Genomic DNA, 24,088 nt, shown 5'->3' with positions numbered 1-24,088 from the left:
TATAGTCTGCTGGAGGGGATAGTATGGGAGACTATCAAGTATTAATTATAGAAGATGAAGAGAAGATTGCCCGGTTTTTAGAGTTGGAGTTAGAGCATGAAGGATATGAGGTTGAAGCTGTTTATAATGGTGAAGAAGGACTAGAAGCTATTATAGAAGGTGATTTTGACTTAGTATTGTTAGATATCATGCTGCCTGGACTGAGCGGAATGGAGATCTGTCGGCGGGTAAGGAAGGAATCAGAGATTCCAATTATTATGCTGACGGCTAAGGATGATACTACTGATAAAGTAATGGGTTTAGATTTAGGTGCTCATGATTACATAACTAAACCTTTTGCTATTGAAGAATTATTGGCCAGGATGAGAGGGGTTTTACGCAGGAATAAGCGGGATGCTGGAATGGATAGTATCCTTAGAGTAAAGAATTTAGTATTGAATCAAGAGACACGAGAAGTGAGAGTTAATGATGAGGTAGTAGAATTGACTAAGAAAGAATATAATCTGCTGCTATATCTACTGAAAAATAAGGGAATCGTTTTGAGTAGAGAACAGATAATCGAAGATGTCTGGGGTTATGATTACCCCGGTGATACCAATATCGTCGATGTCTATATCAGGTATCTCCGGTCTAAAATCGATGATGAATGTAAAGAAACTTATATTGAAACAGTAAGAGGGGTTGGCTATGTTATCAAAGCTGAATAAGTTGTGGGAAAGAATGAATATTCCTATCTATTTAAAGTTGACTTTAATCTATGCCTTCATTTTTTCGCTGATGATAGTCATCAGCAGTACCGCTACTTTTAAAATTATGAAGTATCTCGGCTGGCAGAATTTCAAGGAGGAAGTTAGGGATACCAGTCGGGAGATTGCAAACTATATTAAGGCAGGTAAAGCACTAGATAAGAGTTTACTACAGGAGATTGATCTGCGGGGACCGGTTGATTTTAGAATCTATAATCGAGCTGGAGACTTAGTATTAAGTAATGACTGGCATGTGCTGCATAGCAAGAAAGGGCAGCATCGACTAGAAATTAATATGAAATCGAATTTAGGTTCTATTTCTGTCTGGCGGGACAGCAGCGGCGAAAAGAAGGCATTATACTTAAATAGAAAGATTGAGTATAATAATCAGCTCTTCTATCTACAGGTGGACTTTCCACTACGCGGGAGAGATAGTATCTTCAATACTCTACTATTGATACTATCGATAACAAGTATTATTGGAATCCTATCTTCTATAGTAGTGGGGAATTATATTGCCAAAAAGATGCTGCGGCCGATAGGCGAGATTACTGCTACTGCGCAAAAGATAACGATTAATGATTTAGATAAACGAATAGATACTAGTGGAGCTGATGATGAATTAAAGAAGTTGGCTCTAACTTTTAATAATATGATTGATCGTCTGCAGGCTTCAATTGAAAAACAGAAACAGTTTGTATCCGATGCTTCTCATGAACTGAGGACTCCGATTTCTGTAATTCAAGGTTATATAGATCTGCTGGATCGCTGGGGGAAGGAGGATAAGGAGGTTTTAGAAGAGGCTATAGAGGCAATTCAGGCTGAGACAACAAGTATGAAGAAACTATTAGAACAGCTGCTCTTTTTAGCCCGGAGTGATAAGGGCCAGTATAAGTTTGAGCATAAAACGTTTGATTTGAGTGAATTAATTGCCGAAGTCTATCAGGAATTTGAGCTTATCGATGATGAACATGAAATTACTTTAGCCCAGAATGATCAGGTAGAAATTAGGGGAGATGCAAAAGCAATAAAACAGATGCTGCGGATAATTATCGATAATAGTATAAAGTATACTGAGTCCGGCGGCCGAATTACTATTACTTCCCAACAGAGAAGGGAGGAGGAGCAGGTCAGGATTGTTATTAAAGACACTGGTAGAGGTATTGGTAAAGAGGAGCTTGACAGAATTTTCGATCGTTTCTATCGCGTTGATGAGTCACGGACTAGTAAGACCGGGGGAGCAGGATTGGGTTTATCTATTGCTAAATGGATAGTAGAGAGCCAGCAGGGCAGGATAGAAGCTAATAGTGAATTAAATAAAGGTACAGAAATAATCATTACTTTACCTACCTGCTAATTTAGAGAATCGAAAGGCTGCTTTTGCAAATGGAGTTCCTATCTTCTCTTACTTATAAGTTCCAATCCCTTCTTCAATTAATCCTGGCCGTCTAATATTGGCTGTAACTTCAATCTTTACGGGAAGCTTAGCATAGATTTCGTCCCAGTTATCCACTCTTTTCTTAAATTCCTGTGGATACTCTTCATTAATTTTTTCACCAAAACCGAAGATATCTGCTTTATACTTTTGGATCTTTTTGAGCGCATTAATGATTTCGTTTTTAATTACTTGAGCAAAACGCTTATTTAATTGAGCAATATTAGCTGCGCGAGTGATATTATAATTGCGGCTTAAATCTTCAGCGATATCACCCTCAACATCTATTTTCAACTTTATTTTGAAGCGGTTATCTTCTAGTTGGGCTTCTACTTGGGATTTAGCTTGGACTGTTTCAATAGTAATCTTTGTTTCTTCATTGGGAGCTTTGATTAAAATTCCGCCGACTACTTCGTTAGGTTTAAGTACCCAGTTAAGTCCTCGAGTTTCTTTGCGGGTTAACCAACCAACTAGTTTATCATCTCTAAAGACTGCTCCGCCATTAATATAAAGTAAGTTCTTTTCCTTTCGATTCTTTTTCTTTAGGTCCTCCTTCTTTTAACTGGATAGGAGCAGTGACTGTATCCTTAGTATCACTGAGTATTGAAATTGTGAATTCACGCAGATCACTGGCAAAGATAGTTTCAGTTACACTCTGACCGTTGATAATTTGTTTAACTGCAATAGCTGAAAGCGACTCAATTCCATGGGAACTCTGTAGGATCTTTTCTGCCTCTTCCCCTCGAGCGATAGCTATATAGGACCGTCGACGCAGTTCAGGATCGCGGTTAAAGAGGTCAATATAGGGTTTAATACCCTGTCGGGCCAGCTCTTCACCGATAATAACTACTTCACTGTGGGAATAGAAGGGTTGACGGCCTACTGTTTTGACTAAATTACGGTTAGCTTCAAAGATACTATAACCGGTAGAGCTAGTAGTCCAGAATTGCTGTGCAGCACCTCCACTCTGTCCTCCACCTTGTTGTTCTTGGGGTTTGCTCAGTTGAACAGTGAATTTAACGCGATCTTCTTCTTTAGCTAAGTCTACTCCGATACCTTTTACTAAAGCAAGAGAATCAAATTCTCTACTGCTCCAGCAGCCGCTGACAACAGTTGCTAAACAGCAGATGAGAAGAATAGTGAGTATCTGTTTTAGTTTAGTCACTAGAATCAACTCCTCGTAAAGTGCTAAAGATTAATAACAAAATAGGATAGACTACTTGTATAGCTATATACAAGGAGGATAAGTTTATGAATAAGGAAGCAATTTTAGGGAAAATCATTAATTTATCTCACTAGCGTTGCATCGAAATTTTAGCTAAAACTACCTTTGCAAAAAGAAAACTCCTTTAACTGAGAAAAAGAGTCTAGCAGATTTTGTAGTCAATCTAAAAGTTGATTCAAATTTAAAAAAGGAATTACCTCAAATTAGTGTTTCTCAGCTGTCTCGTAAAAATGAGAATAGAAGCTATCAAATTTTTGCTGATATTTTTTCTCATTTATTTGATAAACTTAAGAACAAACAGGGCTTTAAAGAAACTATAAAAGATATCGGATCAATAAAAATAATTGATTCCTCTATTATTAGTTTATGCTTATCTCTTTTTGCTTGGGCTAAATTTAGAAAAAGTAAAGGTGGAATTAAACTCCATACCTTATATGATGCAGAAAGTGGAGCACCAGAAAATATAATTGTTACTAATGCTATAGTTCATGATAAAGAGATATTCGATAATTTAACTTTTGATTCTGGTTGTACTTATATCTTCGATAGAGCCTATATAGATTATCAAAAATTCGATGACTTCATTGAAAATGATATCTATTTTGTTACTAGAACTAAGTCTAATACTAAAATTGAAGTTGTTAGAACTTTAGAGCCTACTAAAGATGATAAAGAAGCTAACATTTTACTTGATGCTGATGTTATTTTAGGTTCTACAGATAAAAGAATGAAACACAAATTACGGTTAATTAAAGTTAAAACTACTGACCGACAAGGTAATGAAAAAGAGATTGAAATTATAACTAATCGCTTTGATTTACCAGCCCACCAAATAGCTCAGCTATATAAAGAACGCTGGGAAATAGAGTTATTCTTTAAATGGATCAAGCAGCATCTTAAGATTAAGAGATTCTTTGGGCATAATGAAAATGCTGTTTTAATTCAAATTTACAGTGCAATAATCTTATATCTACTTTTAAAACTAATCAAACAGAAATCAAAATTTAATGGTAGACTGCTTAATTTAACAAGAAGAATCAAATATTCTATTTTAATGACTGTTCCACATACGTTTAATTGGAAAGACTGGTGTCATAGCTTTAGCTAAAAATATTTTTGATTGATTTATAGGGTCAGTTTAGCTATTCACCGAAATAATCACCATATATTGGATTAAAATGCTTTAATGGTAAATCAAATTAAAATATTTTGGACTCAAACTACATAGATGGTTTGAATCAAAATTCACATGTGATTTTTGATTTAAGATTTCAATTCTAGTATCCGAATAATCATTGGTCATTTTTAACAATGCAACGATAGTGACTTGATATAGAAAAAGTTGCAATAAAAGCATTATGTAATTATTTTAAATTTAGATAATATAAAATTTTTAAAAGTGGTACGGCAGATAAATTAATTAATAGATATCAAGAGTTAATTAGGAAAGTTTATTGATTTAGAATTATCTAGAATAAATTTTTATCTTATGATACAATGAAATTAAAGTTCTAGCTTTTAAGCAGTTGGAATCATTTATATGTTAACAGAAATTTGCGCTAATAAGTTATTCTTTAGAGAAAAAAATTTAATGTTGTAATGATTTATTAATAGGATAAGTTTAAATTGTTAGTTGTTTAAAAAATGAATATAAATCATTTTAAATATTTTTTAAGAAGGTAGTTTCAATAATATTAAGTTAGGCAAAACTATAAAACTAAAAGAAGGAGTTAAGAGATTAATAAAAACGAGCAAAGGATTAAGATAGAGATAAATGAACTTAAATAAAAAGCCCCTCACTACAGAATGAGGGACTTTTTTATTTTACCGATTATTATAATCCATATAACATAGATACCAGTCGATACAGTCATAGCCGGGGCGGTTTTCCACTCTATCCAGCAGTTCTTGATACGTCTTTGGCACAGGTAGTACAAGCGGATCACCAGGCTGCCAGTTGGCCGGCGTAGCAGCATTTTTACGGTCAGCAGTCTGTAAAGCATCGAGAGTGCGCAGGATTTCTGGAATTGAACGGCCTACTTCCAGCGGATAGTAGAGGATAAGTCTAACTATGCCCTGGGGGTCGATAATAAAGACAGGTCTGACGGTAGTAGTAGTGCTGGCTTCTTCGGAGATCATACCGTAAAGCTTGGCAATTTGTTGGTTGACGTCAGCAATGATAGGAAACGGAATCTCTACTCCGGTTTCTTCATAGATATCATAAACCCAGGCTAAATGGGATGGAATCGAACCGATGCTTAGGCCCAATAATTCAGCTCCCCGTTCTTGGAATTTATCGTATGCCTCTGCAAAGGCAATAAATTCAGTAGTTCAGACTGGTGTAAAGTCGCCAGGGTGCGCAAAAAATACAAGCCAGTTGCCGCGGTAGTCGGAAAGTGATCTTTCGCCGAAGGTAGTCATTGCTGTAAAACCTGGAGCTTCAGCGCCGATCTGCGGCAGACAGGCTCTCGGTGTATCATTTTGTTGCTGGTTAGCCATTTACTTCCCTCCTTTTTCACAAAAATTTATAAATATTATATTAGGGAATCGATAAAAGTGTTAAATAAATATATGAATATTAAAAAATAGTTACTTAATTTTTTTCTAGTAAAGACTTGATTCTATCGACTGAAGATAGATTTAATAATATAGTCAGCAATGTAGATATGATAGCAGAAAAGATAGCCAGTTTAGCTGACCGCCTGGATGAAGTTTCAGAGTATTTGAATAAAAAGTTAGTAAAGCAGATAGATGTATAAATAATGTAGCTTTAAGGTTTGAATTTAGCAGGTTGAAGATAGCTACTTGCTATCTTCGGCTTTTTATAATTCGTAGATATCCGAAAATTCTATATTTATCTTATTAGTGAGATTTTGAGTTTGATGTTTATTAGAATTAGCGGTTGAATTATCCTTCTCAGAAATCTTTTTAGCTGGTAATTCAATAATAAATTCGCTTCCTGCACTGTATTCACTATTTAATCTGATTTCGCCGTCATGTAATTCTACTAATGATTTAACAATTGATAATCCAATTCCGCTGCCTTCATTATTTCGGTCAAAAGATTTATTGGCTTGTCCAAATTGTTGAAAGATTATTTCCTGTTTTTCTTCTTCAATACCTATTCCTGTATCTTTAATTGAAATTAATATTGAATCTTCTTTATCATCAAGACTTACTGTGATTTTATCTCCTTCATCTGTGAATTTTACGGCATTAGATAACAGATTTAACATAATGCGTTCAATATTAACAGCGTCACAGGCAATTACTTTATGTTCGCTATCTGTATTAAACTCCAATATCTTATTTTTATGTTCTATATATTCCCTAACTGAATAAGTAATGGATTTAATCAGTTTGACTATATCATAGTTTTGGAGATTCAAAGTGAAAGAACCAGCTTCTATTTTAGTAATATCTACTATATTATTTACTAATCTCAATAACCTTTGACTATTCTGTTCAATAATATTGGTATATCTTTCAATTTTTTCGTTGCCTTCTTTGGATTTATTCTTTTGAGCAGAATTTAACATCTGCAAAGCAGAAAAGATTAAATTCAATGGAGTTTTTAGGACAAAAAGTAAAGAACCCACCCTTATTTATATGGGTGATGAATTTACTAACCTATTCTTTGATTCAATATTAAAGAATAGGTTATTTTTTGTTTAAATATTAACTATATGTAATTGTATTAAGTCTTGATATTATTGCTATCTAAGGCATTATATGATATACTATATATAAAAGGTGATAACAATTGAGTAACCAAAATAATCTAATTCATATTGGAACATCTGTTTATAATGTTGGCTATCATAAGGAGGTGAACTAATTGAAGCTAGCTAAGTATTTTATCCATAAAACTAATCAAACCCAACAAATTGTATTAGGTTGTTTAGCCTATGCTAGTGCTAGATTATATAATATCGGTAATTATCAACGTAAAAACTGGTCTAAAGATAGTGCTAAAGATTATCCTGATTGGTATAAACAAAAAAAGCAATTAAAAACTAACTTTTGGTATAAAAACTTACCCTCCCAGACAGCACAGGAAACACTTAAAATTTTATCTGATAACTGGGATAGTTTTTATCAAAGTATGGAGGATTATCAAGATAATTCTGATAAATATAACGGTGAGCCTAATCCACCTAACTATAAACCTAAAGACAGCAAATTTAACTTCCGTTATCTCAATAATGGTTTTAAAATTATTGATGGTAAGTTAAGATTATCTATTCCTAAACAGTTAAAAAAGTATCTAAAAGAGGAATACTCTATTACCAACAAATTCTTATGGATAAGAGTGCCTAATGAGCTGTTATCCAGTAATAGAGATGTTCTTAACTCAACTACTAGAATTGAGTTTAAACCTTTAAGCGATGATACTTATAAGGTAATCTTAACTTATAAAGTAGATACTCCTACTATTAAAGAAGATAATGGTAATTATTTAAGTATTGATCTAGGCATTAATAATCTAATGACTTGTTACAGTAATCAAAATCAGGAAAGCTTTATTATTGACGGTGGACAATATTTAGCTATTAATCGTTATTTTGATAAAAAAATCAAACATTATCAATCTATTTTGAATGGTCAAGGTAAAAAGACTTCTAAACGTATCCAACAATTATATAAAAAACGACGCAAGCAGCTTTTTCATTTAATCCATAGTGCAACTAAAAAAGTAGTTGACTATTGTATTAAACATAATATATCTAGAGTAATAGTTGGTGATATAAAAAATATTCGTGATGATGCTAACTTAGGCAAACAGAACAACCAAAAACTCCATAAACTACCTTTTGATATTATCTATCACCAACTAGAGTATAAACTTAATTTACAGGGGATTACTTTAATCAAGAAGAGTGAAAAATATACCAGTCAATGCAGCCCTTACAGTAAAAAAGTAACTAAGAAATATGCCGATAAGTCTAATCGTATTAAACGCGGCTTATATGTAGACAAAAATAATAATCAAGCCTTTAATGCCGATAGTGTAGGTTCATTTAATATCTTACGCAAATACTTACAGCAGCGACGTAAAGGAAAAGATATTACTTTGCAGGTTAAAGGTTTATCAAATCCAGTTAAATATAGCTGGAATGACTATCAATTTGTAGTTTAAAAGTACCTCCAAGTCCAGCCAGTATTAACTGGATAGGAGTAGTGGCGTTGGACACGCCGAATGGGTAACTTGCTTGATGTTACGGGTAACTCCCATAAAAGCAGGCGACCATGAAGCTCGGTATTTCAATGTCGAGTAGTTCACCCTGTTTTTTCTTTTCCTGATAAATATGTTCTTTTATATCTGTTAGAACAAAAAAGGTAAAGCAACCAATACCGATATTGAGAGCAATTAATAGAATAATTAATATCAGAGACATTAATTTTATTTTAATACTGCTTAATTTATTGAATATTTTGGTTAACATAATAATATCCTCCTGATTTCAAATATCTTTTTATACTATATTGAACACTTTGAAGCTATATTGAACACTTTGAAGTAAATCCCTTTATTTTATTCCAATTAATTATAGAATACTATAATAACTGGAATAAAACACTAATTGTATTTAACGGTAAATTGGTTACTTATAAAAATTTGCGTAAAGGGTTTGGATATTCTACATAATATATGGTAAAATAACTTTAGTTAATATAAGTAAATATAGGGAGAGGTGAGATTAATGCCTATTTATGAATTTAAGTGTAAGGATTGTGGTCATGAATTTGAAGCACTATGTGGTTCGAGTGATGAGAAGCCGGACTGCTGTCCTGAATGTAAGGGGGAGGATTTAAAGAAGCTTCTTTCAACCTTTAGTGCAAAAGGACCTACTATCAGTAGTAGTGATAATGATAGTGAATGTGGGTCCTGTAGTTCTACAAGCTGTGATACTTGTGATTAATTATAGGCAGGCTTTGGGCCTGCTTTTTTAAACTGTACCATTTTTGATTAATTCTCGGGCTAGATTACGGTAACCATCAGCACCTGGGATGTTCTTGGCATAATGTATTATCGGTTCCTGTGCTTCAGCTGCTTCCGCAAATCTAATACTGCGGTAGATGATATGGTTATATACTTTAATTTCTGGCTCAAAGCGGTCGCGAATCTGTTTTAGAGCCCATTCAGTATGGTTTGTTCTTCGATCAAACATAGTCGGTAAAACTCCATTGATTTTTAGACTGCTGTTTAACTGTCCCTGGACTTTTTTAATCATCTTCATTAGGCCATTTACTCCTCGCAACGCTAAGTATTCACAGGAAATAGGAATAATGACTTGATTAGCTGCTGTCATGGCATTAAGTGTCAGAAGTCCTAAGGAGGGCTGTCCGTCAATAATTATTAGGTCATATTTATCCCTTAGCGGATTTAAAACAGCAGTCAGCCGTCTTTCTCTAGCTACTGTATTCATCAGTTCCATTTCACTGACAGCAAGATCAACATTAGCAGGAAGAAGTTCAGGTCCAAAGCCGGTTTCAAGAATAATTTCATCAGTCATCTCTTCATCCTTTAGAGCATCATAGATAGTAGATTCTAATTCCTCCGGTTCATAACCGCAGTGAAAAGTTAATCCTCCCTGGGGATCCAAATCGACTAATAATATCTCTTTATTCAATTCGTTTAATATTGCACCTAAATTGAGGGTAGTAGTAGTCTTTCCTACGCCTCCCTTTTGGTTAGCAATTACAAGTACTTGTCCCATTATAACCGGCCCCCTTTTTTCTTTTTCCTTATTATACCATTTAATTAAGGGGATTTAAATATTTTAGCAAAAATAATAGGCAGTATAGAAAGTAAGGGGAGAAAACCTTCTATACTGCCGTTAGTTTAGAGGAGGGGAGGTAAATTATTAAATATTGATCTTGTTTCTAGTATTAATGTAACCTAAAGGTTAGGAAATTATGAATGAAATATTCGCTTTTAAAGTTAAATTTTAGATAGAGGTTTTAAAATTTGCTAAAACATAATTGATATAATGTTGCAGTTTAGAGTTGATATCTTGCAAACGCTCCGAAAATCAGCCCAATCAATTAGCAATAAATTAATTTTATAGCTACATTTAAAATTATAGCTTATATGGTGATTATTCTCTATTTTGGGGCTGCTTTAAAGTCGCTTGTTGCAAGATATCAACTAATTGTGCAAAATTATCTGAGGAAGCGTTTAAAACCAGATCAATGAAATTTCTGTGCTACAAATAGTCAATATGTGTCCGGAGCGACTCTTAAAACTGACCCGGAGTCATGGACGACGGAGGGGCAGTTTTTGACAGTGAGCGAAACAGGACGTTGAGCGAACGGCAAGCGGCGGATACATATTGACTATCACTGCAATATCTTGAAACTGCAACAATATATCAATAAAGCTGCATTTTTGAAATTTAGCTTAACCTAGCGCCTATGATTAAGCAGCATGAATTATGATTTCTGGATTATCCAATAGCGATAAATCCTTTAACGGATCACCTTTTACTCCAATTAATTCCGGTTTTTTATTAGGTTCAATACTTCCTAACTTATGATCTAGTTCTATAATTTCAGAATTATTCTTAGTAGCAATCTTGATAATCTCTAGTGGAGAAAGAGAGGTCTGATTAAATAACTCCAATTCCCTAAAGTAGGAAAGGCCATGCCGCACTTGGTAAGCACCAGCATCGGTGCCGATACCTAACTTAACTCCTAAATCTTGGGCTTTATCTATCATTTTTAGTTGTAATTCATAGGTCTGTTTAATGATTACTAATTCTTTTTCAGAATATAAATCTTTATCATTGGGCTGATTGGCGACAGGAACTACAGTAGGAATCCAGGGGATTTCTTTGGCAGCTAATTCTTTTAGAGAGTCTTCACTTAAAAAATAACCATGTTCTAGAGTATCGACTCCTGCCTGAATACAGGTTTGAACTGCTTCTTCAGAACTGGCATGGGCCATTACCTGTAGATCATATTCATGAGCTAGATTTACAATATGCTTTAATTCATCGATGCTGAATTGGACTGCTCCTACTTTTCCGTATTCACTGAAACTAACAATGCCTGAGGCTAAGACTTTAAGCTGGTCGATATTAGATTGGTGTAACTTAGTCACTTCTGCTTTTATTTCATCTTTTGATTCAATTCCTGGCCCAAGGAATGAGCCGTAGTATTCTTTTTTGGAGAGGGCATAATTGGTAGTAACTATGTCAGGGCCTAAAGCTTCCTTTTCTTCGACCATCTGTTTAGCAATAAAGCTGATCTGGGCTCTATCACCGCCGTCGCGAACGGCTACTACACCGTTTTTTAATGTATTTTTAAGTTCTTTATTTACTCTCTCTTTAGTTTTAGATATTGAATTCCATTCATCCGTAACCTTTTTGAAATCGATACCATCTAAAGCCAGATGAACATGAGAATCAATTAAACCCGGCAGTATTGTATAGTCATTGAGATCAATTTTTTCATAATTTTGTAGTTCAGTAGAATCAGTTAGCTGCTGTTCGGGAATGATTTTTTTAATCTTTTGGTTATCAATAATAATAGCTTGTCTAGTCTTAGGTTTAGCTCCGGTACCGTCAATAATACTTCCGGCTAAGATTATTGCTTGTTGATTATCAGTTATCTTCTTTATTGTCATGTTAATTACTCCTTTCAGTTATACATTGACTATCTTTTGTGTTTATATTCCATGTTTTATCTGAAAAACCTTGTTTAAGTAAGAAATACTGTAACTATGTACGACAAGATTACATACGTTTCATAGCTTGTCAAAATGGCTTCAAAGGTGATATGATAAATAAGGTAGGTGAAATAAAATCATGAATCTAACAACAAAAATAAAAGAGCAGGGCAAGAAAATTGGCCTTGATGAAGTAAAGATAACAGCTGCTGAGCCTTTTCCAGCAGTTAAAGACTTTTTGTTTAAAATGAAGGAAGAAGATAAGCTTTCTAAATTTGTTAAAGGTGATTTAGATTTAATTACTGATCCTAAACAGGTATTATCAACAGCCAGATCAATAATTGTAACTGCTATTTCTTATCAAGTGGATATAAATCAAAAGCCTAATTTGAAGGAAGAATTGCGGGGGAAGCTGTCTAGATTTACCTGGGGAGAGGATTACCATAATGTATTGGGAAAGAAGCTAGATCAATTAATAGACTTTCTTAATCAGCAGGTGCCAGCAGTTAAAACAAAGAAGTTTGTAGATACCGGACCGACAGTAGATCGAGCTTTGGCCAGACGGGCTGGAATAGGTTGGCAGGGTAAGAACTGTAGTATTATTCATCCAGAGTACGGTTCCTGGATCTTTATTGGAGGTATTATTACTGATTTAGAATTAAAGCTGGATTTGCCCCTGGAGAATAAATGTGGTGACTGCCAAAAATGTATTGAAGCCTGTCCTACCGGAGCTTTAGAGGAACCATATCTTTTAAATAGCAGTAAATGCTTGGGGTATGTTACTTTAAGCAGGGGATATCTTAAAGAAGAAGAGAGACAGACAATGGGAACTAGACTCTGGGGTTGTGATACTTGCCAGGAGGTCTGTCCCTACAATCAAGAAGCTGAAAGCGGTAATCACAGTGAGTTTCAGCCGCAGACTATAGAGGTTTATCCTCAATTACCAGATTTATTAACGCTTACAGATAGAGAGTATCAAGAAAAGTTTGGGCCGACAGCTATGAATTGGCGCGGCAAACGGCCGATTCAGCGTAATGCTGCTGTGATTATGGGAAATCTTAAGAATCCCAAAGCTATTCCGTATCTGATAGAGGGATTGAAAGATTCTAAACCTATTGTACGGGCCCATTCAGCCTGGGCCTTAGGAGAAATCGGGGTTGCTAATGTGGTAGCTGATTTAGAGCAGGCTTTACAGATTGAGCAGACCAAACAGGTAACTGAAGAACTTAGATCAGCGATTCAAAAGCTTTCGTCGTGAAATTTAATTGATATTATGTGTCACTTTCAAGATATTGCAGATTATAGTCAACAAATCTCTTACGCTTGCCACTCATTCGGCGTCCTGCCTCATTCGTTCTCAAAAACTGATTCTCCACCATATCCAGCATACAAACCAATGCTGGCTATGGGATGAACTTACTGAGCCAAGAGATAATATTAAAGCTCTGATTTAAAGACAAAGAGCTAAAATCAGTTTCTCTACAGCCTCCATGGTTCCGAATCAGTTTTAAGAGTCGCTTCAGAGAAATGTTGACTATTTGTAATAAATTATTATCACCAATGAGAGTCACTATAAACACATATTGAATATTGCTAATAAAATATATTACTATGGTTATCACTAATAGGAGTGGCTGTAAACATATATTGACTATTTGCGGTATTACAGAACAGAAATTTCATTGGTTTGGGTTTTAACGCTTTCCTCAGATAATTTTGCACAATTTAGTTGATATCTTGCAAAAAGCGACTTTAAAGCAGTCCAAAAGAGAAAATAGCTAACATATAAAGTAGGGTATTCAAACAGTAGCTCTAAGGTTAATTTATTACTAATTAATCAGGGCTGATTTTCGGAGCGTTTGCAAGATATCAACTCTAAACTGCAACAATATATCAATATTCTTTTAAAAGTAGTAAAGTTAAATTTATAGAGAATGGCCGATAGTCTATTCTGCCCTTTGTTAACTAAAATATATTACTGGTTGACATAATGGGTTATTCTGTATATAATAACTAATAGTTATCTAACAGGTATTATTTTTTATCTTCATTGTTAACATTTAATTATAATATAGTTAACAAATAGGAGGGCTAAAGATGGAAAAGATGGATCGGATTAAAGAAATATATAACCGGGTCATAAATGGAGAAGAGGTAACAGCTGCTGAAGCTGAAGAATTAAGTCAGCTAAATAGCGAGGAAGTTTGGCAGTTAATTATGCTGGCCCGCAGAATAACAGAGGAGTTTATAGGAGATAAAGAAGTGGACCTCTGTTCTATTGTGAATGCTAAATCAGGCAGCTGTTCAGAGGACTGTAAGTTCTGTGCGCAGTCTGCTTATTATGATACAAATGTTGAAGAATATTCACTGCTTTCAAAAGCAGAGATTATCAGTAGAGCCCAAGAGATGGAGGATAAAGGTGCTGATCATTTTGGAATCGTAACTAGCGGTAAAGAGATATTGAGTGAAGAAGAATTTCAGAGGATATTAGAAGCCGTTAAAGAGTTGACTGAAGAGACTGGATTGAAGATCTGTGCTTCATTAGGGAAGTTAAGTATTAAGCGGGCTAAATTGTTGGCAGAAGCCGGTTTAGAACGGTACCATCATAACTTAGAAACTTCGGCTAATTACTTTCCTGAAATTTGCAGTACCCATGATTATAGTGAACGGGTAACAACTGTTAAGAATGTTAAAGCAGCCGGATTAGAGGTCTGCTGCGGCGGAATTATCGGTTTAGGTGAGAGCTTTAGAGATAGAATTGAACTGGCCTTTAAGTTAAAAAATCTGGATGTAGATTCAGTTCCAATTAATATCTTGAATCCTGTTGAGGGCACACCACTGGAATATAGTGATTCTCTACCGCCGCTGGAGATTCTACAAACAACTGCTATCTTCCGCTTTATTCTGCCGGATAAGATGATTAGATATGCTGGAGGGCGGGAAGATAATCTAAGGAGTTTACAGCCGCTAGGTTTGGTAGCCGGCGTTAATGGATTGTTAGTTGATCAGTACTTAACCACCGAAGGCCAGGGAGTAGAGAAGGATATTCAGATGGTCAAAGATTTAGGTTTGATGTAAAGAGACAGAATTGGAGGCGATAGAGTGGAAGCTGGAATCTTTATTACTGGAACAGATACCGGCATCGGAAAGACAGTAGTAACTGCCGGTTTAGTAGCAGCTTTACAGCAGCAGGGCTATAATATAGGAGCAATGAAGCCCTTTCAGAGCGGTGCAGTAGAAAGTAATGGTCGGCTATTAGCTCCAGATTTAGAATTTCTATTAAAGACTACAGAGCTGGTTGCTGATGGTTATGATTTAATGAATCCCGTGCGGCTTAAGCCGCCGTTAGCTCCCAGTGTGGCAGCCGAGGTAGAAGGAGTAGAGGTAGATATTGATGAGGTAGAATCTGCTTATAACAGCCTCCAGCAGCAGTATCAGTCCTTAATTGTTGAAGGGGCTGGAGGATTGATGGTTCCGCTGGCTGAGAATTTCTTAATTCCTGACTTAATTAAGCTCTTTTCACTGCCAGTTGTTGTGGTAGCTCGGCCGAATCTAGGAACGATTAACCATACAGTCTTGACAGTTAAGGTAGCTCGACAGTTGGGGCTTGAAATTATCGGAGTTATTATCAACGGTTTAAAAGAAGAGGAAGCCGGTCTTGCTGAAGAGACAAATCCAGAATTAATTGAAGAGTTAGTTGATATACCGGTTCTGGGGATTGTTCCTTATCGAGAAGCGATAGGTGATGATCCTGAAGAGGTTGATTTAGGAAAGTTGATAATTGAGAATGTTGATTTAGAACCAGTAATTGAGTATTTAGACTAGAGATTACATAAGGAGGAATTGAGATGGAAGATGAATTATCGCTGTTAGAGAAAGATAAGGAGTATCTCTGGCATCCTTTTACTCAGATGAAGGAATGGGTTGAGGATGATCAACTAATTATCGAACGCGGTGAAGGAATTAAGCTGTATGATACAGAGGGTAATGAATATTATGACGGCGTTTCTTCTATTTGGTTGAATGTCCATGGCCATCAGAAAGAAGAGCTGGATGAAGCAGTTATTGACCAGTTGGACAGGATAGCCCATTCTACTATGTTGGGCTTGAGCAATAAGCCGGCAATTGAGCTGGCTGAAAAGTTAGTAGAGTTAACCCCAGAGGGTTTAAATAAAGTATTCTATTCCGACAGCGGTTCTACTGCTGTAGAGATAGGGCTGAAGATGGCCTTCCAGTATTGGCAGCAAATAGACCATGATTTCGGGGCTAAGGATAAATTTATAACTCTAACCAATGCTTATCACGGTGATACAGTTGGTTCAGTCAGCGTCGGTGGAGTAGATCTCTTCCATGAGATCTATAAACCTCTCTTATTCGATAGTTTAAAAGCTCCATCTCCGTACTGTTACCGCTGTCCCTTTGATGAGGAAAAGGAGAGTTGTAACTTCAGCTGTATAAAAGAATTAGAAAGTATGATGCAGGAGCATCATCATGAAGTAGCAGCTATGGTAATTGAACCGCTGGTTCAGGGAGCCGGGGGAATGATTGTAGCACCTGATGGCTATTTAGCCAAGGTGCGGGAATTATGTTCTGAGTATAATATTCTGCTGTTGGCTGATGAAGTAGCCGCTGGCTTTGGGCGAACAGGTAAGATGTTTGCCTGTGAACATGAAGATGTAAGGCCGGATATTATGACAGTAGCTAAAGGAATTAGCGGAGGTTATCTACCTATTTCAGCTACATTAACTACAGATGAGATCTATGATGCTTTCTATGATGATTATGAAACCCAGAAAACCTTCTTCCACGGCCATTCCTATACCGGAAATCCTCTGGCAGCAGCAGTTTCAGTAGCCAATATAGAATTATTTAAAGAAGAAAAGATTATTGAGAAGATGCCTCCTAAAATAAAAATAGCAGCTGATAAGTTAGCCGAATTTAGAGAGTTAGACCATGTCGGCGATATTCGCCAGAAGGGATTAATGATAGGGATTGAATTAATTGAAGATAAAGAAACTAAAGAACCCTATGACTGGAAAGAGAAAATGGGAGTTAAAGTTGCTATGAAAGCTAGAGAAAAAGGAATGATTATTCGTCCTTTAGGAAATATAGTAGTCTTTATGCCGCCGCTCTGTAGTACAGAACAGCAGTTGCTGGATATGTTAGAGATAATTTATGAATCAATTAAAGAGATTACCTCTTGACAGAGTCCGATTCTTCTGTTACAATATTTAACAACATCATATAAGTTTCAATAGCGTTGAAAGAGGAAAGTAGATCTTAGGCGAAACGACAGCGAGCTAAGGACGGTGAGAGCTTAGCTTGAAGTTTAAGATTGAAGTTCCCTCTGGAGTTGCTGGCTGAAGAATAAGTAGGCTAAGCCGGAAATCCTCCGTTATCTAGGGAAGGGATATAAGAGTAGTTTTACTCCGTATCCTATAAGAGCGGGTTAACTATAGCAGTTGACCAATCAGAATGGTAACACGAAACCAAACTCTTCGTTTCTGAAACAGAGACGGAGAGTTTTTTTGATTTAGCTAGGAAATTATTGTAGTGAAACATGACGTCGTACGAATGATAAGCAGGAGAGGTTTGTTAATTTTTCTTCAAAGCTAAATATAATCAAAAGCTGCGAAAGAGTTAAGTAGATTAAAGGAAAGTTTCTAAGAGAGAAGATGTCCTCGGCTGCAAGCATCTTCAACAGAACTTTGATTGAAATTTCGCTCTGGAGCTGTAGGGCTAAACTTTAGTAAGTTCTACCGGCAGTTAAGCCGTTAATTAAACTGAGTGGATTATGCTACTGGCTGTAGTATAATCTAATTAGGTGGTACCGCGAAATAAGACCTATCTTGTTGCGTCCTAATCGGGCAGCAGGATAGGTCTTTTGTAATTAATAATTAGGGGTGAATAAAATGAAAATGTTAACTGAATTGGATGTGTCGGATCATAAGGAAGTTGTAGAGGTTGGAGATGTAAAGATTGGCGGCGAAGACTTGGCAATTATGGCTGGCCCCTGTGCAGTAGAGAGTAGAGAGCAGCTGCTTACAGCAGCAGACCATGTAGCTAAAGAAGGCGGACAGATCTTGAGAGGCGGTGCTTTCAAACCGCGGACTTCTCCTTATAGCTTCCAGGGATTAGGAGAAGAAGGACTAGAGTATCTGGCTGAAGCTAGAGAGAGAACAGGTCTTAAGATAGTTACTGAATTATTGTACTCAGATGATATTGAATTAGTCAATTCTTATACTGATATTCTACAGATCGGATCTCGAAATATGCAGAATTATGGTCTGTTGAAGAAATTAGGAGAAGTGGATACACCAGTAATGTTGAAGCGAGGTTATGCAGCTACTATTAAAGAGTGGTTAATGGCAGCCGAATATGTTATTTCTCACGGCAATGATAATGTTATTCTCTGTGAGCGGGGGATTAGAACTTTTGAGACTGCAACTCGAAACACTTTGGATCTGAATGGAATTGCCCTGATTAAGGATAAATTAAATATACCGGTGATTATAGATCCCAGCCACGGTACCGGTCAAAGAAATTTAGTCAGTCCGATGGCTAAAGCAGGAATCAGTGCTGGAGCCGACGGTATCATGGTAGAGATGCATCCTAATCCAGAAGAGGCTCTCTGTGATGGGCAGCAGTCGTTAACTCTCGATGATTTTTCCCAATTAGTTGATGAACTGAATCGAGTTGCTCAGGCTGTAGATAAAAGATTAGCTGTTTAACTAATTTTTAAAGGAAGGAACAAGAAAATCTAGAATAATAATATATTGTAAGATAACAGGATAAGCTAAAGCCAATATAGAATAGAGGTGATAGATAATAATGAATGATGAGATTCCTGAAGCTAATTTTGGAGTTATCGGTGGTTCCAGCACTTATGCACTTGATTTTCCTGAGGATTTAGACGGAGATGATATCGAGGTAGTAGGTAAGGGGTTGATTTTTTCTACTCCCTACGGTGATAGTCCAGAGTTTAAATTATTTACTGTAGGAGAGAAGAGGGTCTTGACCTGCAAAATGCACGGCTGGCGCAAGTGGCAGGAAGACTTAAGTAGGGCTGAGGCATCTAAACAGGTATTCTGGGTCTTTATGCAGGCTGGAGTTAAAAGGGTAATGGCTGAAGGTGGAGTAGGAGCCATCAATCATCTACTGGAGCCGAGAGATATAGTAGTACCGACTGATTATATAGACCAGTCCATGCGCAGGGATGTAGACTTAAATCAGGGGTATCTATTAATGATGCGCCAGGCAATCTGTCCTGAGCTTCATCAGGTTCTCTATGAAGGTGCTCAGGATAATCCTATCGGCCGTGCTTTTAGGCGGAGCAATTATGTAGTTACTGATGGACGACATTTTGAGAGTCCTGCCGAGGTTGAGATGTATAAACAGGCCGGCGGGGATGTTATTGGGCAGACGCTCTGTCCAGAAGTATATCTGGCCCGCGAGATCGGCGCCTGTTATGCTGGAGTTTATCTGGTAGTTAATTATGCTGAAGGAGTAGTTAAGGACTGGAGCCATGATGAACTGAAGGAGCTGTTCCATAATGAAGGAGAAGTAATCGGGAATATTTTACTGGAGGCTTTACGTAAAATAGATATTGATCAAGACTGTAATTGTAGTGAACTTAGAAAGCCTACCTTGATTAAAGAAGAAAACTGCGGAGAATAATTCTTGAGAGGAGAATGAGGATGTTAGCAGTTAGTTCCTGTTTATTAGGCTGTGACTGTAAGTATAATGGGGGGGATAATGAAGATAAGCAAGTATTAAAGCTTACAGAAATCAAGCCAGTAATTCCTATCTGTCCAGAAGAGCTTGGGCAGCTGCCTACTCCACGGCCTCCAGCAGAGATTAAGAACGGTGATGGACATGATGTTTTAGATGGTAGAGCACAAGTTGTAGATAAACAGGGTAGAGATGTAACCAATGAATTCATTGAAGGCGCCTATCAGTCTCTACAACAGGTAAGGATGAATGGTATTACTGCAGTAGTTTTAAAATCACGCAGCCCTTCTTGCGGAAAAGGAAGGATTTATACTGGAGATTTTAGTGGTGACCTAAAAGATGGAGATGGAGTAACTACAGCTTTATTTAAAAGGAATGGAATTAAAGTCTATAATGAGGATGAAATAGGTAAATTGCTGTGATGTTGGTCAGTTGGGAGGGATAGACTAGTGAATATAGTACTTTATCAGCCTGAGATTCCACCGAACACAGGCAATATTGCCCGTACCTGTGCTTGTACCGGAGCGTCACTGCACTTGATTAGACCGCTTGGATTTTCTACAGATGAAAAAGCAGTCAGACGGGCCGGGCTAGATTACTGGGATAAGGTGGATGTTAATTATTATGATAGTTTTAGAGAGTTAGAAGAGAAGTATAGTGATCATAACTTCTATTTTGCTACCAAGTTTGCATCTAAATTTTATACAGAAATAGAGTATAAAAGTGATGATTTTTTAGTCTTTGGTCAAGAGACAGCAGGACTTCCTGAGGAGATTACTGAGCGATATAAAGAGAACTGTATTAGAATTCCGATGCTTAAAGAGGTTCGAGCCTTGAATTTAGCCAATTCAGTATCCATTATTCTTTATGAGGCTCTGCGGCAGAATGGATTTGATAATTTAGTTTAATAAGTGGATTTGTAATTCTGGCTTTCTATAGTAGAATATGTTATTATTTACTTGCAGAAGGATTAATAATTATTCTGGAGGTGAAATTAATGCCGATCATTACTTTAGAAGGACCTGAATTAACCAAGGAGCAGAAAAAAGAGTTAGTTAAGTCTTTTACAGAAAGTGCTAGTGAAGTTATTGGGTTTCCAGAGGAGAAGTTTATAGTTATGTTAAAGGAAACAGAAAGTGAGAATGTAGGTGTCGGCGGTGAATTGCTGTCTGAGAAGAAGAAAGATTAGGAGGGATGAAAGTGCAGGAAGTTGAGTATAACCAGTATCTGACTGAGGCTTTAGATGCTATTTCCAAAGGAGCCTTTCTGACTGTCAAAGCCGGTGGAGAGTTAAATACTATGACTATCGGCTGGGCAAATGTAGGTTATATCTGGGGTAAGCCTTTCTTTACTGTTTTAGTAAGACATTCTCGTCATACTTTTGAATTAATAGAAAAAACGGATGAATTTACAGTAAGTATTCCTTTAGAGAGTGATATGAGAGAAGAATTAAACTTCTGCGGTACTAAATCCGGTAGAAATTATGATAAATTTATTGAATGTAGTCTAACAGCTCTTTCCGGTCAGGTAGTTGAGACTCCTGTTATCGGCGGCTGTGATCTGCATTATGAATGTAAGATTAAGTTTACACAGGTAATGGATGAAGATAATCTGGATGCTGATTATCAAGCAGAGTGGTATCCAGAGGATGATTACCATACTCTTTACTTTGGAGAGATTGTAAAATCTTATCTGACGGAGTAGCTAATCTCTTCCTGCCTTGAGCTGATTCAGGGCAGGTTTTTTCATTAAGACTATTGCTCAAGCTTACCTTAGTTTACTTTATCAGCAAGGAGAAGTGGAGTTGGAGATAAGTGATAATTTATTATATTGGTATAGATGTTGACATATTATTTAATTATTGAAATTTCCAATAACAGATATTATACTAGTAATAATATAGAATTGAGGAGGAATTAGTTATGGAGAAAGTGCTCTTATCAGGTAATGAAGCTGTTGCTCGGGGAGCTTATGAAGCAGGAGTAAAAGTAGCTACAGCTTATCCCGGCACTCCCAGTACAGAGATACTCGAGAATATAGTCCAGTATAAAGATGATATCCACTGTCAGTGGTCGCCAAATGAGAAGGTTTCGATGGAAGTAGCTATTGGCGCAGCTTTTGGAGGGGTTAGATCTTTAGTAGCAATGAAGCATGTCGGATTGAATGTGGCTGCTGATCCGTTTATGACTCTTTCCTATACCGGAATTAGAGGAGGATTAGTAGTAGTTTCAGCTGATGATCCCAGCATGCATAGCTCTCAGAATGAACAGGATAACCGTCATTATGCTCGGTTTGCTAAAGTACCTATGTTAGAACCGGCTGATAGTCAGGAGGCTAAAGACTTTGTTGGCTATGCTTTAGATATCAGTGAAGAGTTCGATACTCCGGTAATTTTACGAACTACCACTCGAATTTCACATGCTAAAACAGTAGTTGAACCAGGTGGGAGAGAGGAATACTCAGTTCCTGAGGAGTTTGAAAAAGATCCTGATAAATTTGTGATGGTACCGGCTAATGCATACAAGCGCCATCCTAAAATAGAGGAAAGGCTGAATAGAGTTGGTGACTATGCTGAAACTTCACCATTAAATAGAGTTGAAGGGCAGAATCAAGAGCTTGGTATTATTACCAGTGGAGTAACCTATAATCATGCTAAAGAAGTATTTCCTGAGGCTTCATTCTTGAAGTTAGGAATTACTTATCCGTTGCCGGAAAAGAAGATAAAAAAGTTTGCTAAGCAGGTTGATAAACTTTATGTAATCGAAGAGCTGGATCCATTCTTAGAAAATCAGATTAAGGCCATGGGGATTGAAGTAACTGGTAAGGATAAACTGCCGCTTACTTATGAATTGAATACTAAAGTAATTAGAGAGTCGTTTATTGAAGAAAAAGTAGAGGATACTATAGTAGAAGAAAGCAAAGAACTGCCTCCTAGACCTCCTGCACTCTGTCCTGGCTGCCCCCACCGCGGTGTCTTCTATAGCTTAAATAAGTTAGGGGTAACAGTTACTGGTGATATCGGCTGTTATGCCCTGGGAGTAGTACCGCCGCTGTCGGCTATGGATACATTAGTCTGTATGGGGGCCAGTATTGGTAATGCCTTTGGTCTGGAGTTAGCTTTAGGCGATAAGATTAAAGGAGACGTAGTAGGGGTTATCGGTGATTCAACCTATATGCATTCTGGAATTACAGGCTTAATCGATATTATGTATAATAAGGGTGCTTCTACTATTGTAATTTTGGATAATCGGATTACTGCTATGACAGGCCATCAAGAGAATCCTGTTACTGGTAAGACCTTAATGGGCGAAGATACAGTCGAAGTTGATTTAGTTGAGCTGAATAAAGCTTTAGGAGTTGAAAATGTAAGAACAGTTGACCCTTATGACCTTGGAGAGACCAAAAAAGTTATTACTGAGGAATTAGAGAAGGATGAAATTTCTGTAGTTGTAGCCCAAAGGTCCTGTGTTCTATTGGACAGTGTTGAACGCAAGGCTCCGTATACTGTAGATTCCGATAAATGTCAGGACTGTGGACAGTGTCTTGATATTGGCTGTCCGGCTTTAGTTAAAGAAGAGGGTGAGGCTAAGATTAATGATTATTTATGTACCGGCTGTGGTGTTTGTACAGAAATCTGTGTCTTTGATGCTATCGTAAGGGATGGTGGTAGTGATGAGTAAGACTACTAATATTATGTTAACCGGTGTCGGCGGTCAGGGAGTACTGTTGGCTAGTGAGATTATTTCTCAGGCAGCTTTAGAAGAAGGTTTTGATGTCAAAAAGTCAGAAGTTCACGGCATGGCCCAGCGAGGCGGCAGTGTAGTCAGTAATGTAACCTATGGGGAAAAGGTTTATTCACCGTTGATTGCCAAGGGAGAGGCCGATCTTTTACTGGCTTTTGAACCGCTTGAAGCTTTAAGATGGGCTAATTACTTGAAATCAGACGGCAAGATTATAACCAATACACAGCGAATAGATCCGTTGCCGGTAGCTATCGGTGAAGCAGAGTATCCAGCTAATATTATGGATAGGTTAGAGGAGACAGGCTATGAAATAATAAGCATTGATGCTTTGGATATTGCTACAGATTTAGGAAATCAAAAAGTAGTTAATACTGTTCTAATTGGACAGTTCACTAATTTTTCAGAGATATCGCAGGAAGTATTTAAGAAAGTAGTTAAAGAAAGCGTTCCACCTAAAACAGTAGATCTTAATTTAAAGGCTTTTAATGCTGGAAATGAATATTAATCTTTGTGCTGGATAATTAACTATTAATT

Annotated in this window: 24 protein-coding genes, 1 pseudogene and 2 other annotated features; of the genes and pseudogenes, 18 read left to right on the top strand and 7 right to left on the bottom strand. The window is 36.8% G+C overall.

Going from position 1 to position 24,088, the window contains the following annotated elements:
- Positions 1-23 precede the first annotated feature (23 nt).
- Positions 24-707: a response regulator transcription factor gene (locus acear_RS09825; protein WP_013278861.1), complete on the top strand. Its 684-nt coding sequence runs from the start codon at positions 24-26 to the stop codon at positions 705-707.
- Positions 688-2,103 (top strand): sensor histidine kinase, encoded by a 1,416-nt coding sequence (locus acear_RS09820; RefSeq protein WP_013278860.1) that lies wholly within the window; start codon positions 688-690, stop codon positions 2,101-2,103. Before acear_RS09825 ends, acear_RS09820 begins: the two co-directional genes overlap by 20 nt.
- A gap of 48 nt (positions 2,104-2,151) precedes the next feature.
- Here the strand turns inward: acear_RS09820 and acear_RS12840 are convergent, their stop codons facing one another.
- Together acear_RS12840 and acear_RS12835 are read right to left on the bottom strand one after the other, a co-directional pair.
- Entirely contained in the window at positions 2,152-2,688 is a 537-nt protein-coding gene (locus acear_RS12840; protein WP_245526719.1) for a Ger(x)C family spore germination C-terminal domain-containing protein, read from the bottom strand.
- Complete coding sequence (locus acear_RS12835; protein WP_041667350.1) at positions 2,684-3,346, bottom strand: Ger(x)C family spore germination protein; 663 nt, start codon at positions 3,344-3,346, stop codon at positions 2,684-2,686. The genes acear_RS12840 and acear_RS12835 overlap by 5 nt, the downstream gene beginning before the upstream one ends.
- A gap of 196 nt (positions 3,347-3,542) precedes the next feature.
- Between acear_RS12835 and acear_RS09805 the strand changes: the two are divergent.
- Positions 3,543-4,514: pseudogene (locus acear_RS09805) on the top strand (IS4 family transposase); the annotation flags it as partial.
- Between the two features lie 716 nt (positions 4,515-5,230).
- Here the strand turns inward: acear_RS09805 and acear_RS09800 are convergent.
- A complete protein-coding gene (locus acear_RS09800; RefSeq protein WP_013278859.1) occupies positions 5,231-5,905 on the bottom strand; it encodes a peroxiredoxin in 675 nt (224 codons plus the stop codon).
- 116 nt (positions 5,906-6,021) lie between these two features.
- Between acear_RS09800 and acear_RS12605 the strand changes: the two genes are divergently transcribed.
- Positions 6,022-6,165 carry a hypothetical protein gene (locus tag acear_RS12605; protein ID WP_187286618.1) on the top strand — a complete coding sequence of 48 codons (144 nt, stop codon included), beginning with the start codon at positions 6,022-6,024 and terminating at the stop codon, positions 6,163-6,165.
- Positions 6,166-6,228: 63 nt separating this feature from the next.
- Here the strand turns inward: acear_RS12605 and acear_RS09795 are convergent, their stop codons facing one another.
- Positions 6,229-7,005, bottom strand: a complete 777-nt coding sequence (locus acear_RS09795; RefSeq protein ID WP_013278858.1) for a sensor histidine kinase — start codon at positions 7,003-7,005, stop codon at positions 6,229-6,231.
- Positions 7,006-7,244: 239 nt separating this feature from the next.
- Between acear_RS09795 and acear_RS09790 the strand changes: the two genes are divergently transcribed.
- Positions 7,245-8,546 carry an RNA-guided endonuclease InsQ/TnpB family protein gene (locus acear_RS09790; RefSeq protein WP_013278857.1) on the top strand — a complete coding sequence of 434 codons (1,302 nt, stop codon included), beginning with the start codon at positions 7,245-7,247 and terminating at the stop codon, positions 8,544-8,546.
- Positions 8,547-8,625: 79 nt separating this feature from the next.
- On the opposite strand, the gene acear_RS12600 is transcribed toward acear_RS09790, so the two are convergent.
- Positions 8,626-8,853 (bottom strand): hypothetical protein, encoded by a 228-nt coding sequence (locus tag acear_RS12600; protein ID WP_013278856.1) that lies wholly within the window; start codon positions 8,851-8,853, stop codon positions 8,626-8,628.
- Positions 8,854-9,111: 258 nt separating this feature from the next.
- Here acear_RS12600 and acear_RS09780 point away from each other — a divergent pair, with 258 nt between their 5' ends.
- On the top strand, positions 9,112-9,330 hold the full coding sequence (locus acear_RS09780; RefSeq protein WP_013278855.1) for an FmdB family zinc ribbon protein: 219 nt from the start codon (positions 9,112-9,114) through the stop codon (positions 9,328-9,330).
- Between the two features lie 27 nt (positions 9,331-9,357).
- On the opposite strand, the gene acear_RS09775 is transcribed toward acear_RS09780, so the two are convergent.
- Positions 9,358-10,128, bottom strand: coding sequence for a ParA family protein (locus tag acear_RS09775; RefSeq protein WP_013278854.1), 771 nt, complete (start codon positions 10,126-10,128; stop codon positions 9,358-9,360).
- A gap of 701 nt (positions 10,129-10,829) precedes the next feature.
- The gene (locus acear_RS09770) at positions 10,830-12,038 is read right to left on the bottom strand and encodes an amidohydrolase family protein (protein ID WP_013278853.1); all 1,209 of its coding nucleotides are present in this window, start codon (positions 12,036-12,038) and stop codon (positions 10,830-10,832) included.
- Positions 12,039-12,219: 181 nt separating this feature from the next.
- Here acear_RS09770 and queG point away from each other — a divergent pair, with 181 nt between their 5' ends.
- From queG to acear_RS09710, 12 genes are all read left to right on the top strand, one after another.
- Positions 12,220-13,338, top strand: coding sequence for a tRNA epoxyqueuosine(34) reductase QueG (queG, locus tag acear_RS09765; protein ID WP_013278852.1), 1,119 nt, complete (start codon positions 12,220-12,222; stop codon positions 13,336-13,338).
- Positions 13,339-14,177: 839 nt separating this feature from the next.
- A complete protein-coding gene (bioB, locus tag acear_RS09760) occupies positions 14,178-15,158 on the top strand; it encodes a biotin synthase BioB (RefSeq protein ID WP_013278851.1) in 981 nt (326 codons plus the stop codon).
- Between the two features lie 24 nt (positions 15,159-15,182).
- Positions 15,183-15,905 (top strand): dethiobiotin synthase, encoded by a 723-nt coding sequence (gene bioD / locus acear_RS09755; protein WP_013278850.1) that lies wholly within the window; start codon positions 15,183-15,185, stop codon positions 15,903-15,905.
- Between the two features lie 23 nt (positions 15,906-15,928).
- Positions 15,929-17,284 (top strand): adenosylmethionine--8-amino-7-oxononanoate transaminase, encoded by a 1,356-nt coding sequence (gene bioA / locus acear_RS09750; protein WP_013278849.1) that lies wholly within the window; start codon positions 15,929-15,931, stop codon positions 17,282-17,284.
- Positions 17,285-17,331: 47 nt separating this feature from the next.
- Positions 17,332-17,589 (top strand) — a binding site (T-box leader).
- Positions 17,590-17,702: 113 nt separating this feature from the next.
- Positions 17,703-17,945 (top strand) — a binding site (T-box leader).
- 47 nt (positions 17,946-17,992) lie between these two features.
- Positions 17,993-18,811 carry a 3-deoxy-7-phosphoheptulonate synthase gene (aroF, locus tag acear_RS09745; protein ID WP_013278848.1) on the top strand — a complete coding sequence of 273 codons (819 nt, stop codon included), beginning with the start codon at positions 17,993-17,995 and terminating at the stop codon, positions 18,809-18,811.
- Between the two features lie 100 nt (positions 18,812-18,911).
- Positions 18,912-19,757 (top strand): MTAP family purine nucleoside phosphorylase, encoded by an 846-nt coding sequence (locus acear_RS09740; RefSeq protein WP_013278847.1) that lies wholly within the window; start codon positions 18,912-18,914, stop codon positions 19,755-19,757.
- A 20-nt stretch (positions 19,758-19,777) separates the two neighbouring features.
- Complete coding sequence (locus tag acear_RS09735) at positions 19,778-20,233, top strand: 2-thiouracil desulfurase family protein (RefSeq protein ID WP_013278846.1); 456 nt, start codon at positions 19,778-19,780, stop codon at positions 20,231-20,233.
- Positions 20,234-20,260: 27 nt separating this feature from the next.
- Entirely contained in the window at positions 20,261-20,719 is a 459-nt protein-coding gene (gene trmL, locus acear_RS09730) for a tRNA (uridine(34)/cytosine(34)/5-carboxymethylaminomethyluridine(34)-2'-O)-methyltransferase TrmL (RefSeq protein WP_013278845.1), read from the top strand.
- Between the two features lie 89 nt (positions 20,720-20,808).
- Positions 20,809-21,000 carry a 4-oxalocrotonate tautomerase DmpI gene (gene dmpI, locus acear_RS09725; RefSeq protein ID WP_013278844.1) on the top strand — a complete coding sequence of 64 codons (192 nt, stop codon included), beginning with the start codon at positions 20,809-20,811 and terminating at the stop codon, positions 20,998-21,000.
- Between the two features lie 11 nt (positions 21,001-21,011).
- Positions 21,012-21,515 carry a flavin reductase family protein gene (locus acear_RS09720; RefSeq protein WP_013278843.1) on the top strand — a complete coding sequence of 168 codons (504 nt, stop codon included), beginning with the start codon at positions 21,012-21,014 and terminating at the stop codon, positions 21,513-21,515.
- Positions 21,516-21,733: 218 nt separating this feature from the next.
- Positions 21,734-23,491: an indolepyruvate ferredoxin oxidoreductase subunit alpha gene (gene iorA, locus acear_RS09715; RefSeq protein ID WP_013278842.1), complete on the top strand. Its 1,758-nt coding sequence runs from the start codon at positions 21,734-21,736 to the stop codon at positions 23,489-23,491.
- Positions 23,484-24,059 carry an indolepyruvate oxidoreductase subunit beta gene (locus acear_RS09710; RefSeq protein ID WP_013278841.1) on the top strand — a complete coding sequence of 192 codons (576 nt, stop codon included), beginning with the start codon at positions 23,484-23,486 and terminating at the stop codon, positions 24,057-24,059. Before iorA ends, acear_RS09710 begins: the two co-directional genes overlap by 8 nt.
- The last annotated feature ends 29 nt before the right edge of the window (positions 24,060-24,088 follow it).

The sequence above is a fragment of the Acetohalobium arabaticum DSM 5501 genome, from assembly GCF_000144695.1.
In the GTDB taxonomy this organism is placed as follows: domain Bacteria; phylum Bacillota; class Halanaerobiia; order Halobacteroidales; family Acetohalobiaceae; genus Acetohalobium; species Acetohalobium arabaticum.
The sequence above is the reverse complement of the archived record's forward strand: the minus strand, read 5'-3'. Positions and strand labels throughout refer to the sequence as shown.

Bases quoted from the DNA above. Each gene is read 5' to 3' on its own strand.
- acear_RS09825 (WP_013278861.1), top strand. From the start codon at position 24: ATGGGAGACTATCAAGTATTAATTATAGAAGATGAAGAGAAGATTGCC.
- acear_RS09820 (WP_013278860.1), top strand. From the start codon at position 688: ATGTTATCAAAGCTGAATAAGTTGTGGGAAAGAATGAATATTCCTATC.
- acear_RS12600 (WP_013278856.1), bottom strand. From the start codon at position 8,853: ATGTTAACCAAAATATTCAATAAATTAAGCAGTATTAAAATAAAATTA.
- acear_RS09780 (WP_013278855.1), top strand. From the start codon at position 9,112: ATGCCTATTTATGAATTTAAGTGTAAGGATTGTGGTCATGAATTTGAA.
- acear_RS09775 (WP_013278854.1), bottom strand. From the start codon at position 10,128: ATGGGACAAGTACTTGTAATTGCTAACCAAAAGGGAGGCGTAGGAAAG.
- acear_RS09770 (WP_013278853.1), bottom strand. From the start codon at position 12,038: ATGACAATAAAGAAGATAACTGATAATCAACAAGCAATAATCTTAGCC.
- queG (WP_013278852.1), top strand. From the start codon at position 12,220: ATGAATCTAACAACAAAAATAAAAGAGCAGGGCAAGAAAATTGGCCTT.
- bioB (WP_013278851.1), top strand. From the start codon at position 14,178: ATGGAAAAGATGGATCGGATTAAAGAAATATATAACCGGGTCATAAAT.
- bioA (WP_013278849.1), top strand. From the start codon at position 15,929: ATGGAAGATGAATTATCGCTGTTAGAGAAAGATAAGGAGTATCTCTGG.
- aroF (WP_013278848.1), top strand. From the start codon at position 17,993: ATGAAAATGTTAACTGAATTGGATGTGTCGGATCATAAGGAAGTTGTA.
- acear_RS09740 (WP_013278847.1), top strand. From the start codon at position 18,912: ATGAATGATGAGATTCCTGAAGCTAATTTTGGAGTTATCGGTGGTTCC.
- acear_RS09735 (WP_013278846.1), top strand. From the start codon at position 19,778: ATGTTAGCAGTTAGTTCCTGTTTATTAGGCTGTGACTGTAAGTATAAT.
- dmpI (WP_013278844.1), top strand. From the start codon at position 20,809: ATGCCGATCATTACTTTAGAAGGACCTGAATTAACCAAGGAGCAGAAA.
- iorA (WP_013278842.1), top strand. From the start codon at position 21,734: ATGGAGAAAGTGCTCTTATCAGGTAATGAAGCTGTTGCTCGGGGAGCT.
- acear_RS09710 (WP_013278841.1), top strand. From the start codon at position 23,484: ATGAGTAAGACTACTAATATTATGTTAACCGGTGTCGGCGGTCAGGGA.